Annotated in this window: 11 protein-coding genes and 1 tRNA gene; 7 read left to right on the forward strand and 5 right to left on the reverse strand. The window is 58.0% G+C overall.

Translation table 11 applies throughout. The features are described from left to right. Positions 1–290: 290 nt before the first annotated feature. Entirely contained in the window at positions 291–959 is a 669-nt protein-coding gene (locus tag ACT7DV_RS15660; protein ID WP_349931695.1) for a response regulator transcription factor, read from the reverse strand. A gap of 241 nt (positions 960–1,200) precedes the next feature. Here ACT7DV_RS15660 and ACT7DV_RS15665 point away from each other — a divergent pair, with 241 nt between their 5' ends. The 5 genes from ACT7DV_RS15665 (at position 1,201) to ACT7DV_RS15685 (ending at position 5,862) form a co-directional block, all read left to right on the forward strand. After that, on the forward strand, positions 1,201–2,484 hold the full coding sequence (locus tag ACT7DV_RS15665; RefSeq protein WP_444663947.1) for an Nramp family divalent metal transporter: 1,284 nt from the start codon (positions 1,201–1,203) through the stop codon (positions 2,482–2,484). A gap of 81 nt (positions 2,485–2,565) precedes the next feature. Continuing rightward, entirely contained in the window at positions 2,566–3,213 is a 648-nt protein-coding gene (locus tag ACT7DV_RS15670; RefSeq protein ID WP_444663949.1) for an NADPH-dependent F420 reductase, read from the forward strand. A gap of 230 nt (positions 3,214–3,443) precedes the next feature. Continuing rightward, positions 3,444–3,527, forward strand: a tRNA-Leu gene (locus ACT7DV_RS15675). Between the two features lie 100 nt (positions 3,528–3,627). Continuing rightward, positions 3,628–4,605, forward strand: coding sequence for an alpha/beta fold hydrolase (locus ACT7DV_RS15680; RefSeq protein WP_444663951.1), 978 nt, complete (start codon positions 3,628–3,630; stop codon positions 4,603–4,605). Between the two features lie 102 nt (positions 4,606–4,707). After that, positions 4,708–5,862 carry a glycosyltransferase gene (locus ACT7DV_RS15685; protein WP_444663952.1) on the forward strand — a complete coding sequence of 385 codons (1,155 nt, stop codon included), beginning with the start codon at positions 4,708–4,710 and terminating at the stop codon, positions 5,860–5,862. Between the two features lie 52 nt (positions 5,863–5,914). Here ACT7DV_RS15685 and ACT7DV_RS15690 read toward each other — a convergent pair whose 3' ends face one another. From ACT7DV_RS15690 to ACT7DV_RS15700, 3 genes are read right to left on the reverse strand one after another with little or no spacing between them, the layout of a single operon-like run. Further along, the gene (locus ACT7DV_RS15690; protein WP_444663954.1) at positions 5,915–6,775 is read right to left on the reverse strand and encodes a MaoC family dehydratase; all 861 of its coding nucleotides are present in this window, start codon (positions 6,773–6,775) and stop codon (positions 5,915–5,917) included. Then, a complete protein-coding gene (locus tag ACT7DV_RS15695; RefSeq protein WP_444663956.1) occupies positions 6,776–8,113 on the reverse strand; it encodes a 3-oxoacyl-ACP reductase in 1,338 nt (445 codons plus the stop codon). It lies immediately after the preceding gene. Further along, positions 8,113–9,408 (reverse strand): acetyl-CoA C-acetyltransferase, encoded by a 1,296-nt coding sequence (locus tag ACT7DV_RS15700; RefSeq protein WP_444663958.1) that lies wholly within the window; start codon positions 9,406–9,408, stop codon positions 8,113–8,115. The genes ACT7DV_RS15695 and ACT7DV_RS15700 overlap by 1 nt, the downstream gene beginning before the upstream one ends. A 72-nt stretch (positions 9,409–9,480) precedes the next feature. Here ACT7DV_RS15700 and ACT7DV_RS15705 point away from each other — a divergent pair, with 72 nt between their 5' ends. Together ACT7DV_RS15705 and ACT7DV_RS15710 are read left to right on the forward strand one after the other, a co-directional pair. After that, a complete protein-coding gene (locus ACT7DV_RS15705) occupies positions 9,481–10,140 on the forward strand; it encodes a TetR/AcrR family transcriptional regulator (RefSeq protein ID WP_444663960.1) in 660 nt (219 codons plus the stop codon). Positions 10,141–10,187: 47 nt separating this feature from the next. Beyond that, complete coding sequence (locus ACT7DV_RS15710; RefSeq protein ID WP_444663962.1) at positions 10,188–12,203, forward strand: acyl-CoA dehydrogenase family protein; 2,016 nt, start codon at positions 10,188–10,190, stop codon at positions 12,201–12,203. A 51-nt stretch (positions 12,204–12,254) separates the two neighbouring features. Here the strand turns inward: ACT7DV_RS15710 and ACT7DV_RS15715 are convergent, their stop codons facing one another. Beyond that, a complete protein-coding gene (locus tag ACT7DV_RS15715; RefSeq protein ID WP_444663964.1) occupies positions 12,255–12,710 on the reverse strand; it encodes a VOC family protein in 456 nt (151 codons plus the stop codon). Between the last annotated feature and the right edge of the window lie 25 nt (positions 12,711–12,735).

Consider the following 12,735-nt stretch of genomic DNA (forward strand, 5'->3'; position numbering starts at 1 on the left):
ATCAGGGTCTTGTGCACTGATATTCCCGGAAACTAGCTGGTGTCCGTCGGCAACTATCAGCAGCCCTTCGCCATAGAGGCCGGAATACGTATCCATCTCGATTTGAAGCATTTCCAAGTCATCGTCGCTCGCGACATGCGACGCGAGCTGGACGAATCGATTCAGTGCAGAGAGCCGGTTCGAGAGAATCTCAGCCGCGGCATCACGGCTGACCCCCTGCATCAGAACCGTGCTGACGAGAACTACTATCACCAGCAGCGAGGAGCCAAGCACCCCCAAAACCCGGACTCTCACGACGACGGAGCCTCAAGGCGATAGCCGACACCGCGAACGTTGACGATCATCCCGGAGCGAGCAAGCTTCGAGCGAAGTCCGGTCAGGTGCACGTCGAGCGAACGGGAGACTGCAAGGAAAGCATCGCCCCATAGCTGATCGAGGATCTGTTCACGGGTCACCACGGATCCTGCATGCCGGGCAAGCAACGTGAGCAGTTCGAATTCCTTGGCGGTCAGGGCAAGAGCCTTACCTGCCAGAACCGCTTCATGCTTATCCAGATTAATCACCAAGGATCCGGCGCTGATCTGGTTTCTGTCTGCTCCGGTGTCCACGTTGGACCGGCGTGCTACGGCATCAATCCTTGCCAGCAAGACGGTGAGTCCGATGGGCTTCACCAAATAGTCATCAGCGCCTTGGCGCAGACCGCGAACCACGCTGCGTTCATCGTTCCTCGCGCTCAGGACGACCACTGGCACGTCGCTCACTTGCCTGAGCTTGCGAAGGACTTCCAAACCGTCCATGTCCGGCAGGCCAAGATCCAACAAGATCAACTCGGCGTCATGGTGGCGCAGCAAGGCATCGGAACCCCTGCCAGCGTGCGCGGCCTCGTGGCCAGCAGCGGTAACAGCATCAATGAGCGCATCCGCAACTGCCTGGTCGTCCTCGACGATCAAAAGCCGCACGGCACCATCCTTGGTGTTTGAATTTGGGCGCTCGGCCCGCGATAACTAGGCAATTCTAGCAATTTTCCAGGCACCAAGCGTTGGCGCCGGCTCGTTGTCCTAAGAAAGTGTTAGTACTTCCAACTCAGATTGCAAGTAATCTGAATCACTACCAATATTGATTACGATCTCGCACGCTTGTGGCCCTCATCACCGACGATGAAGTCCGCAGCGAACCGCACTGTGACAAAGGAATAACCCCATGAGTGAAAGCACCCAGGCACCCGATGCCGGCCTAGAGTCCGGCGGGCCACCGCGCTGGAAAATTATCGGCCCCGGATTGGTTGTCGCCGCTACCGGCGTTGGCGCCGCAGATATGGTGGCAACCCTCGTAGCCGGAAGCCAATATGGCTATGCCCTGCTCTGGGCAGTCATCTTGGGCGTCATCCTGAAAATCGTCCTCGTTGAAGGCGCCGGCCGCTATACCCTGGCCACAGGCCAGACGATCTTCGAAGGCTGGAAGTCCCTGGGCAAGTGGACGACTTGGTACTTTGGCCCCTACATCATCATCTGGGGCTTCGTCTACGGTGCGACGGCAATGAGTTCGGCGGCATTGCCTTTGGCAGCATTGATCCCTGGCGTGGACCTGAAGATCTGGGCCATCATCATGGGTCTTTTGGGCTTTGTAATGGTCTGGTTCGGCCGCTACCACTTCTTCGAAAAGGTCACTGCGGTGCTGGTGGGCATCATGTTCATCACCGTGGTGGGCCTGGCAGTGATCGCAGTGCCCAATGTCCCGGAAATGCTCAAGGGCCTGATCCCGATGATCCCCAAGGGCGGCGTGATCTACACCCTGGCCTTGGCAGGCGGCGTGGGCGGCACCATCACCCTGGCAGCCTACGGCTACTGGCTGCGCGAAAAGGGCTGGTACACCCCCAAGTGGATGCGGGTTATGCGCATCGACAATTCCATGGCCTACGTTATGACCGGCATCTTCGTGATCGCCATGTTGATCGTCGGCGCCGAGGTAGTCCGTGCCGCCGGCGTGTCCATTTCCGGTGGAGACAAGGGTCTGCTGGAACTGGGCGATGTGCTCAAGGCGGAATACGGCGTGGCGGTCGGCAACGGCTTCCTGATCGGCTTCTGGGCCGCTTCGTTCTCCTCGATCATCGGCGTATGGAACGGTGTTTCGCTGATGTTCGCAGACTTCTGGGGCCACATGCGCAAGCGCCCAGCAAATCACCCGGACACCATGACCGGTGGCAAATACTTCAAGTTCTATGTCTTGTGGCTGACCTTCCCGCCAATGGTGCTGTTCCTGCTGGACAAGCCAATCGCGCTGATCCTGGCCTATGGAGTGCTCGGAGCGCTGTTCATGCCGTTCCTTGCGGTCACCTTGCTGGGCCTGCTCAACGGCAAGCGAATCCCGAAGCAGTGGGCCAACCGCTGGCACACCAACACCGCTCTAGCGATTACCGCAATCCTCTTCATCATTCTTGGCATACAGCAGCTCTACAAGGCCCTCTCCCCCCTATGGGCCGGATAGAACTTGGCTAGTTTATTCGAGGCCGCCGGCATCTGTGCAGTTTGCGCAGATGCCGGCGGCCTCGGCGTTTAAGCTGGTTTCATGAGCATCGACAAAATCGGCATTCTCGGGGCAGGCCGTGCCGGAACCGCATTGGCGAGAGCGGCAGCCTCCGCTGGCATTCAAGTGACGATTGCAGGCTCCAGGCCAGCGCGGCTCATGAAATATCATTTGGCGCAGTATGCGCCACAGGCCATCGCCGTGGACGCCACCGACATCGCCAAAGAAGTACAGCTAGTAGCCCTCATGGTTCCGCAGGAAGACTTGGACGACATCGACAGCGAATCGCTGGCGGGTTCGCTGCTGATCGACGCAACAAACCGGTGGAACGACGAACCGCTGCCGCACTGGCTGCAAAGTGCAATTGATCGAGGCCTTTCAAGTTCAGAGGCGCTCGCTGAACACTTCAGCCAATCCCGCGTGGCCAAAGCCTTGAACCACATCAGCCACTGGGACCTCGATGCGGATCGAGCCTCCAAATCCGCGGCCCGGCGCGCCTTGGGAATCGCGACTGACAGTCCCCAAGATGCTGCATTGGTCTCGTCACTGGTTCGCCAATTAGGTTTCACCCCGGTTCAGCTTCCCGATTTGGCCGCTGGAAAAGCGCTAGAACCCACTGGGCAAATCTTCAATGAAGTTCTCGGCGCAGAAGAATTCACCCGAAGGATTGGCGGCGAAAATCAACTATGAGCGCCGGCTAAACCCGTGCCTCACTAGGACAATCACATAAGTTTCATGTGACCCTTGCCACTGATCGAGGGGTTTTTTCCCTTAAATGACTACTCAACCCTGAATTTACCGCGAATTTCCGGGAGTTTTTCGGCATCGGGGCCGAGAACCGCCCGATTGGAATTCATTCGAAAGGGATGGTAAAGTTTTACTTCGTTGCCAGCGATAACAACGCGAACAACGAGTAACCTGCGCGGGTGGCGGAATAGGTAGACGCGCTAGCTTGAGGTGCTAGTCCTCGCAAGAGGGTAGGGGTTCAAGTCCCCTTTCGCGCACAGGTGAAATTCCCGGTTGACTTAGGTCAACCGGGAATTTCTTTTTATGCGCTCGACGCAGATTCCCTTCGCTTCACTCTTCCTCGCATAAGGTTCAGCTATGGATTCCTCAGGTCATCTCAATAGCCCCGGCGAGCATGGATTTCTTCCCGTCAGTGATGGACATCGTCTGTTCTGGGAGGAATCAGGCCTTCCCCAAGGCGTCCCGGCCTTGCATCTTCATGGCGGTCCCGGTGGGACCCTGGGTAATTCAGGTTACCGGCATCGCTGGGATCTGGCTCGCACCCGCCTTATCGGGTTCGAGCAACGCGGTTGCGGACGCTCGACACCATCGGCTGCCGATCTCAATATCCCAGCAGATCAATTCACGACCCAGAAACTGATCGAGGATATCGAGGCCTTGAGAATTGATCGAGGAATCGACAAGTGGATTTTGAATGGGGTGTCCTGGGGATCAACATTGGCGCTGGCGTACGCCCAGGCGCACCCAAGCAGGGTGCTCGGCCTCGTTCTCTTTGCCGTCACGACGACAAGTCGCGAAGAAGTCAAGTGGATAACTGAAACAGCCGGAACCATCTTTCCCGAGGCTTGGGACCGGTTGTCAAAATTTGCCCGGACGCACATCCCTGGTTATGAATCAGGTCAAATGTCTTTGGTCGAGGCCTACGCACAGATGCTTTCCTCCCCTGTTTCCGATCTTCGAGATGCCGCATCGATCGAATGGGCGCTCTGGGAAGATACCCATATTTCTCTCGGCAGCGAACGGGTCCTTCGCGATCCACGCTGGAAGGAGAAAAAATTCCGCCACGCCATGACCCGACTAACCACGCATTTCTGGTCTCACTACGGATTCTGCCAACCACCGATTCTGGACCAGGTCGAGCGCATCAATCATCTTCCGGCAATATTCATCCATGGAAGGAATGACGTTTCCAGTCCCGCGGCAACGGCTTGGAAACTCCATCAATCATGGCCAGAATCTGAGCTGCAGATCTGTGAAGGGAATGCACACGGCGGGGCATCAATGGTGGAGCGCTGGACAGCTGCAAACTCGAAAATGCTCGACCTCGCTTCTTGATAGCATCAACTCTGGGCGTTCAGCCACAGCAGCCCGTCTCCCCCGAATTTTCCTGGAGCCATCAACATGCGCATTGCCATGCTTTCCCTGCACACTTCGCCCATGCAGCAACCGGGTTCGGGTGATGCCGGCGGCATGAATGTCTACATCCAGAACTTGTCCTTTGCGCTGGGCGCCCTGGGCCATGAAGTGCACATGATTACTCGCACCGCGGCTGAATCCCAATCCCTTCAGGTTGGCGAAGGCGTTTGGATGCACGAAGTTCAGGCGGCAGCAAATCAATCATTGTCCAAGGAACAGCTCCCTGAAATCATTGGCCCAGCCGTCCTTGCAGTATCCGCACATCTTCAGGGACTGAAGTTCGATATCATTCACGCCCATTATTGGCTCTCGGGAATGGCCGGACTCGAACTCGCAGAGCTTTGGTCCGTTCCGCTGCTCGTTTCGATGCACACCTCGGCTTCGGCGAAAGAACATGAGTCGGGCATCCCCGAGCCGGGCAATCGTAAACAGGCCGAGAAACAATTGCTGTTGGAATGTGCCCGAATCATTGCCAACACGCCGGTTGAAGCCAAACAGCTTGCGCGCTTCTACCAGGTCGAATCCACCAAATTGGACGTGGTGCTGCCCGGGGTCAATCACCGGATTTTCCACCCAGATCAGGACAAGCTGCGCCGCCCGCTGGGCGAAGATGATTTGCATCTGGTCTACGCGGGCCGCATGCAACCGCTCAAAGGCGCTCACTTATTGCTTAGTGCCATGGGCGCGGCACGCCGCAGCCATCCTGATTTGCGGATCACCGCATCGCTTTTTGGCGCATCTTCTGGATCCGCGGACTACGATCTGAAATCAATGGCCAACGAACAGAACCTGGGCGATGTTGTGCGATTCTATGATCCCCTGGAACCGGCCAAACTGGCTCTGGTTTTTGCCAATGCGGATATTGTCGCGGTTCCGTCCCTTTCCGAAACCTTTGGGCTGGTGGCCGCCGAAGCACAAGCTTGCGGGACACCGGTCTTGGCCAATGCCGTTGGCGGGCTCGCCTATGCGGTGAACGATGGAAAATCGGGTTGGCTTATGCCTGAAGCGGACGCCTCACTGTGGGCGCAGAAACTTGTTGAGCTGGCCCAGAATCCTGATGCGGTGACAACAGCCGGTCATGGCGCCCTTGAACATTCCGGGCTATTCACCTGGGAGCGTGCCGCAGTGGCGACACTGGCCAGTTACCGAATTGCCCAGTCTGAAGTTCAAAGCTGATTAAAAGCTCTGGTCTTCAATCGTTGCTGATTGAAGACCAGAAGATTGGCGATTAGGAACCGGCGACAGAGAGTTCCAGCTCGAAATGCGGCTTGCCCTTGCGCGCATGCCACGCGTTCACGCGGTAGCCATGAGCAGTTGGCTCAAAAGCCAAATCAACGGCGGCCGGTAGGACTACTGGGGTCTTGAACTCGATGTTCCATGAGTAGGACCCCCGGCCGGGTTCAATACCGGCCAGCGCTCGTGCTGCCATGTAGATACCGTGTGCGATGGCTCCGGGCATCCCCAGAACTTTGGCGCTCAACGCCGACAAATGGATCGGATTGTAGTCACCGGCGACTTTCGCCCACCGCCGGCCAGTGCCAGCGTCAAGTTTCCAGTGGGCAGTACGAACCGGCACGTCAAAGGCAGTACGCTCACTGCGGATTGGCTTCTCGCCGGATAGTTTTACGCCTTTGGCAAGGAAGGTACTGCGCAGGAGCATTCGATCCTCGCCGTCGGCTACGATCCGGATTACCAGATCGCATGTTGCCCCTTTCGAGTGGGCACGCAGATTTTCGCTGTGCACCTCGACATCGAAGGCTTCACCCTCGCCCAGGGGCGCGGCGACATCGACGTGATTGCTCAAGTGAATCATGCCCAGAAGTGGCAATGGGAAGTCATCATGCAGCATCAGTGACATGGCCAATGGGAAAGCCAAGGAATGTACATAAAGGCTGGGCAGCACGGCGTTCATCGGCGCTCCCACTGCCCTGCGGTACTCGTTGAGCTTCTCCGGGTCAGCGTGAGCGCCCTGAAAGACCAGTACTGTCTGCGGCAACACCGGCTCCTTGGGTTTGCGTCCGAGAGTTTTTGCGGCTTTGGCAAAAACCGAGGCCATGGAAGGGATCTCAGAAACGATCTGCGCACCCATTCAGGCACCAACCAACGATTGTCCGCACACGCGAAGCACTTGCCCGTTAAGACCGGCGGCCGCGTCCGAGCCGAGGAAGCTGATAGCTTCGGCCACGTCTTCTGGCAAACCACCCTGCATCAATGACGGAAGGACCAAGCGCGCCACGGTGCGAGTGCCGACAGGAATCTTTGCCGTCATGTCGGTTTCAATGAACCCTGGAGCAACGGCCGCGATTGATCCGCCATTTTCTGCAAACAGCTTGGCGCTTGAGCGCACCATGCCGATCACGCCGCCCTTGGACGCAGCGTAGTTTGTCTGGCCGCGATTGCCTGCAATGCCAGAGGTGGAGGCCAGCGACACGACACGCAGGTTTGGCAGCTTTGCTGCCAGGAAGGCTTCGTTCATGCGCAATTGGGAGGCAATGTTCACGGCAATGACGGAATCCCAGCGGCCGGCGTCCATGTTGGCAAGCAACTTGTCGCGGGTGATCCCGGCGTTATGAACCACGATGTCCAGCGAGCCGTGGCGTCCGATTGCATGATCCATGATCTGCTGGGCCGCATCTGGCGCGGTAACATCCAGCTGGAGTGTCGTCGCTCCAATGGTATTGGCCACCTTCGCCAATGAGTCGCCAGCTTGCGGCATGTCTACGACGACCACCTGCGCACCGTCGCGGGCCAAGGTGCGGGCAATAGCTGCGCCAATGCCCCGAGCTGCACCAGTGACCACTGCGACTTTGCCCGCCAATGGCTGGCTGAAGTCTTTTGGCAGTGCGCCGTCATCGTTGCGCACCGTCAGGAACTGGCCGTCGATGTAGGCACTGCGACCGGAGAAAAAGAAACGCAGGGCTGCCAAGGCACTGGGGCTGACCGCGGAAGTCGACTCTTCGAGCACGATGCCATTGGTGGTGGAGCCACCGCGCATTTCGCGTCCAAGGGAACGGATAGCTCCGTCGATTCCCTGGCGTACTGCACCCAGAGCCGGGTCGTCTTCTGCCGTGGCTGGACGCGATATGGAAACAACGCGCGCGCCAGGGCGCAGTTGGCGCAGGGCACGACCAGCACTGAGCATGATTGGCGAGAGCGACTGCGGATGATCCAGCTCTTCAAGCAGCAGCAGGATGCCACCGAGTTTGGCCTCGCCTGCATCATGCCGGCGGACATCCAGCCCCCAAGAAACCAGGATGTCGCTGAGCTCCTGGGCTTGTGCTGATGCACCGAGCACGAGAACTGGCCCAGGCAGCAGTGGGCTGTCTGGAGTGTAGCGGCGCAAGCGTGGCGGCCTCGGCAGGCCCAAGAGCTTGGCCAGCTTCTTTGTCGCCCCGGTGTTCACGAGTTCCATGTACTTGTCTGCCATTAGTTGCGTGCCTCCAAAATTGCCACGACACCCTGTCCACCTGCGGCACAGACAGAAATCAATGCGCGTCCTGAACCCTTTTCGTGCAGCATCTTCGCGGTGCTGGCGATGATGCGTCCACCGGTGGCGGCGAATGGGTGGCCCGCGGCCAACGAGGATCCGTTGACGTTCAGCTTGCTCCGGTCGATGGCTCCCAGCGGTGCTTGCAGCCCCAGCTTCTCCCGGCAGAATTCCTCATCTTCCCATGCTTTGAGGGTCGAGAGCACTGTCCCGGCAAAGGCCTCATGGATCTCGTAGAAATCAAAATCCTGCAGGGTGAGATTATTCCGTTCGAGCATTCGGGCGGTCGCATAGGCCGGTGCCATCAGCAATCCTTCAGCACCATGGACAAAGTCCACCGCGGCTGCCTCGAAATCAACAAAGTTGGCCAGCATCGGCAGGTCGTGGCTGCGAGCATATTCCTCGCTCCCCAAAAGCACCACAGAAGCGCCGTCGGTCAGCGGGGTCGAGTTGCCTGCGGTCATGGTTGCTTCGTCGCCAAGATTCTTGCCGAAGGCCGGCTTGAGCTTGCCCAGCTTTTCCAAAGTCGAATCGGCGCGCAAGTTATTGTCCTTGGACAGGCCTTTAAAAGGGGTTATGAGGTCATTGAAGAAGCCACGGTCATAAGCAGCGGCAAGATTTGCGTGGCTGGCCATGGCCAATTCATCTTGTGCTTCGCGGGTAATTTTCCAGGCCTTGGTGGTCAGCGCCTGATGATCGCCCATGGACAGTCCCGTGCGTGGCTCTCCGGTGCCTGGCGCCGAGGGCGCCAGGTGCGATGGGCGGATCTTTGCAAGCGCTGAAAGCTTGGCCTTCGTCGTACGCGCACGAGCCAATTCGAGCAAAATTCCACGCAGTGAATCAGAAACAGCAATCGGCGCATCCGAAGTCGTATCGACGCCACCGCCAATAGCCGACTCAAGCTGTCCAAGCTTGATCTTGTTGGCCAGCGAGCCGATGGCTTCCATTCCGGTGGCGCAGGCCATCTGCACATCATAGGCGGGAGTTGCCGGATCCAGCGAAGAGCCGAGGACCGATTCACGAATGAGGTTGAAGTCCTTGGAGTGCTTGAGCACTGCGCCACCGCTGACCGCGCCCATGCGCTGGCCTTGCAAGCCGTAGCGGGCCACGAGCCCTTCGAGAGCGGCGGTGAACATGTCTTGGTTCGACGCATTGACATAGGCGGTATTGGAGCGAGCAAAGGGGATGCGGTTTCCACCGATAATTACGGCATTGCGCACTGACTGCTGGGCCATGTTCAAAAACTCCTCCATGGATTGTTGTGACTCCTATTACTGTAACCAAGAGTACATGATACTGTGAGTAACGTGAACAAGATCACGGAAGCAATAAACGGCGAAACTGACGGTCGAGCATCGCGCTGGCATGCGCATCGGACCGCCCGCCACGAAGAACTGCTAAAGCTGGCACGCAAAGCCGTGCACAAGCTCGGGCCGCAGGCATCGATGGAGGACATCGCCAGCCTCGCGAAAACATCCAAACCCGTTTATTACCGATACTTCGGCGACAAGGAAGGGCTGCGCCAAGCCCTGAGCGCCAACGTCATCAACGACTTCCGCGAACGGGTCATCGCCGCGGCGCTGGCGAAGGATCAGGAACTGAGTTCCATGCATGCCATGGTGACGGCCTATCTTGAACTGGCTGCCAACAGCCCGAACCTCTATTACTTTGTGACCAGTGCACCACGCTCAGCAGATGACATGTCCGCAGGAGCCCTGAACGATTTTTTCGATGAAGCCTCTGGAATGATCAGCGATCGCTTGCTGAAGCTCTACGACCAAAAAGCAACAGCAGCCGCCCTGGGCTATTGGCCACGCGCTGCCCTTGGCATGGTCCGGGCCGCAGGGGAACAGTGGCTCCGTGAACCGGATTCAAACTCGAAGCCGAGCATCGAAACCATGGCCCGCGAACTGACCAACTGGCTGGCCTATGGCATTGCTTCGACTTCCGGCACAAAAAACCCATGAACACCAAAGCATCAAGCTCCAACTCACCAAAGAATGAAAGGAACGTTATGAGCGAGAACCGCATCAACGTCACCGACCTGGCAGAACAGCTACTTGGCCCCTATGCAGAAATTCGCAAGGCCTCACGTGCTCGAGCGGCTCGCCCTGAACTCCAGCGAGACCCGCTGCTGGGCATGGACGAACATCGCGACCGCGTCTTGGGCCAGCTCAGCCTCCTAGTGGAAGAAGAAGCAGTTCAGCGCGCCTTCCCGGTAAAATTCGGTGGTTACGATGACCATGGAGGCTCCATCGCTTCCTTTGAGGAGCTCGTTGCCGCGGACCCTTCCCTGCAGATCAAGGCCGGCGTCCAGTGGGGCCTCTTCGCCGGTGCCATTCTTCACCTTGGCACCGAAGACCACCATGCCAAGTGGTTGCCCGATGCCATGAGCCTGAAGACCCCGGGGGCTTTCGCCATGACTGAAATCGGCCACGGCTCAGATGTTGCCTCCGTGGCGACTACCGCGACCTACGACGAAGAGTCCGAAGAATTCGTCATCCACACCCCATTCAAGGCGGCATGGAAGGAATTCTTGGGCAACGCCGCATTGCATGGCAAGGCAGCCACGGTCTTTGCCCAGCTGATCACCAAGGGCGTCAATCACGGCGTTCATTGTTTCTACGTTCCAATCCGTGATGAAGACGGAAACTTCCTGCCAGGCATCGGCGGAGAGGACGACGGCCTCAAGGGCGGTCTGAACGGGATCGACAATGGCCGCCTGCACTTCACCAATGTCCGCGTGCCACGCACCAACCTGCTCAACCGCTACGGCAACGTCACTGCCGATGGCAGCTATAGCTCCCCCATTCCTTCTCCAGGCCGCCGATTCTTCACCATGCTTGGCACACTCGTTCAAGGACGCGTCTCCCTTGACGGTGCCGCCACCAGTGCTTCGAAGATTGGCCTGCAGATCGCCGTGACCTACGGCAATCAGCGCCGCCAGTTCAATTCCACCTCGGATACCGAAGAGACCACGCTGCTGGACTACCAGCGCCACCAGCGCCGCCTGATCACCCGGCTGGCTCGAACCTACGCATCCTCCTTCGCCCACGACGGACTTCTGGACAAGTTCGATGCCGTCTTCTCCGGACGCGCCGACAGCGACGAAGACCGCCAGGATTTGGAAACCCTCGCCGCCGCCTTGAAACCATTGAGCACCTGGGACGCACTGGATACCCTTCAAGAGTGCCGCGAGGCCTGCGGCGGTTCCGGCTTCATCGCCAAGAACCGCTTCACCCAGCTCTACCAGGACCTCGACGTCTACGTAACCTTCGAAGGCGACAACAACGTTTTGCTGCAGCTAGTGGGCAAGCGCCTGCTCACCGATTACGCGGCGGAATTCCGCAAGCTGGATACCGGTGCCATGGCTCTCTATGCAGCCAAGCAGGTAGGAAATACTGCCTTGCACCGTTCAGGCTTGCGCAGCGTTGGCCAAGCCCTGGCTGATGTTTCCGACGAACGAAAGAGCGCCAATTTCTTCAAGGATCCGGAGAACCAACGCGCCCTGCTCACCGATCGAATCAATGCCAAGGTTGCCGAAGTGGCCAATGCCCTACGCGCAGCTGGCAAGAATCCAGTCAAGGCGGCACAGGCCTTCAATGAAAACCAGGAGCTGCTGATTTCTGCGGCGCGGGACCACGGTCAGCTGCTTCGCTGGGAAGCATTTACCGCAGCGCTAGAGAAGATCGCAGACCCGGTAACATCCGAAGTGCTCACTTGGCTTCGCGATGTTTTCACGCTGAGCCTCATTGAAGAAGACCTTGGCTGGTTCCTGGCCAATGGGCACCTGTCGATGCAGCGTGCGCGGACACTGCCCGGTTACCTCAACCGCCTGCTCGCCCGATTGCGCCCCCATGCCCAGGATCTCGTTGACGCTTTCGGCTATACCCAGGATCATCTGCGTGCCGATATCTCCAACGGCACCGAAGCAGAACGCCAAGACGAGGCCATGGAGTACTTCCGCAAGCTGCGTGCTAGCGACAACGCGCCAATCAGCGAAAAATCGTTGAAGAAGGCTTCGGCATAAACCAGATAAGGTGGCGTCCGATTTCAATCAATTGAAATCGGACGCCACCTTTTAGCCAACGGTGTTCTGCAGGCGTTGGGCGAGAGCGACAATCAGTCCTTCAGGCCCTCGGACGTACGCCATGGCCCAGACGCCTTCATATTCGCCGACTCCACCGATCAGCCCGTAGCCTTCGTTCTCCAATTTGGCCACTGTTGCCCGCAAGTCATCAATTTCAAAAGCCAATGATCGAAGCCCCAGTTCGTTTGCCATCGCTTGCGGCTGGCCAGGACCATGGTCGGGTTTTTCAAAGCTGGATAACTCGATTCCCACATCGCTCCCGGGCACCTTCAGCATCACGATGCTGGTGCGCGAGTCAGGGACACCACTGACGGTTTCCAGAAATTCGCCTTCGATGCCGTCCACCCGCCCATCGATTTTCAGGCCGAGCTCAACAAAAAAATTGGTGACTTCCTCAAGGTTCGCCACCGTAATGCCGATATGATCAAACCTCTTGATGCTGCCCATAATTGCCGCCTTCTGGCTCTAAACT

The organism is Glutamicibacter sp. TV12E, assembly GCF_052441935.1.
In the GTDB taxonomy this organism is placed as follows: Bacteria; Actinomycetota; Actinomycetes; order Actinomycetales; family Micrococcaceae; genus Glutamicibacter.

Excerpts from the sequence above, each read along its gene's own strand:
- ACT7DV_RS15690 (WP_444663954.1), bottom strand. The coding sequence starts at position 6,775 with ATGGGTGCGCAGATCGTTTCTGAGATCCCTTCCATGGCCTCGGTTTTT.
- ACT7DV_RS15680 (WP_444663951.1), top strand. The coding sequence starts at position 3,628 with ATGGATTCCTCAGGTCATCTCAATAGCCCCGGCGAGCATGGATTTCTT.
- ACT7DV_RS15695 (WP_444663956.1), bottom strand. The coding sequence starts at position 8,113 with ATGGCAGACAAGTACATGGAACTCGTGAACACCGGGGCGACAAAGAAG.
- ACT7DV_RS15665 (WP_444663947.1), top strand. The coding sequence starts at position 1,201 with ATGAGTGAAAGCACCCAGGCACCCGATGCCGGCCTAGAGTCCGGCGGG.
- ACT7DV_RS15670 (WP_444663949.1), top strand. The coding sequence starts at position 2,566 with ATGAGCATCGACAAAATCGGCATTCTCGGGGCAGGCCGTGCCGGAACC.
- ACT7DV_RS15700 (WP_444663958.1), bottom strand. The coding sequence starts at position 9,408 with ATGGCCCAGCAGTCAGTGCGCAATGCCGTAATTATCGGTGGAAACCGC.
- ACT7DV_RS15685 (WP_444663952.1), top strand. The coding sequence starts at position 4,708 with ATGCAGCAACCGGGTTCGGGTGATGCCGGCGGCATGAATGTCTACATC.
- ACT7DV_RS15715 (WP_444663964.1), bottom strand. The coding sequence starts at position 12,710 with ATGGGCAGCATCAAGAGGTTTGATCATATCGGCATTACGGTGGCGAAC.
- ACT7DV_RS15710 (WP_444663962.1), top strand. The coding sequence starts at position 10,188 with ATGAGCGAGAACCGCATCAACGTCACCGACCTGGCAGAACAGCTACTT.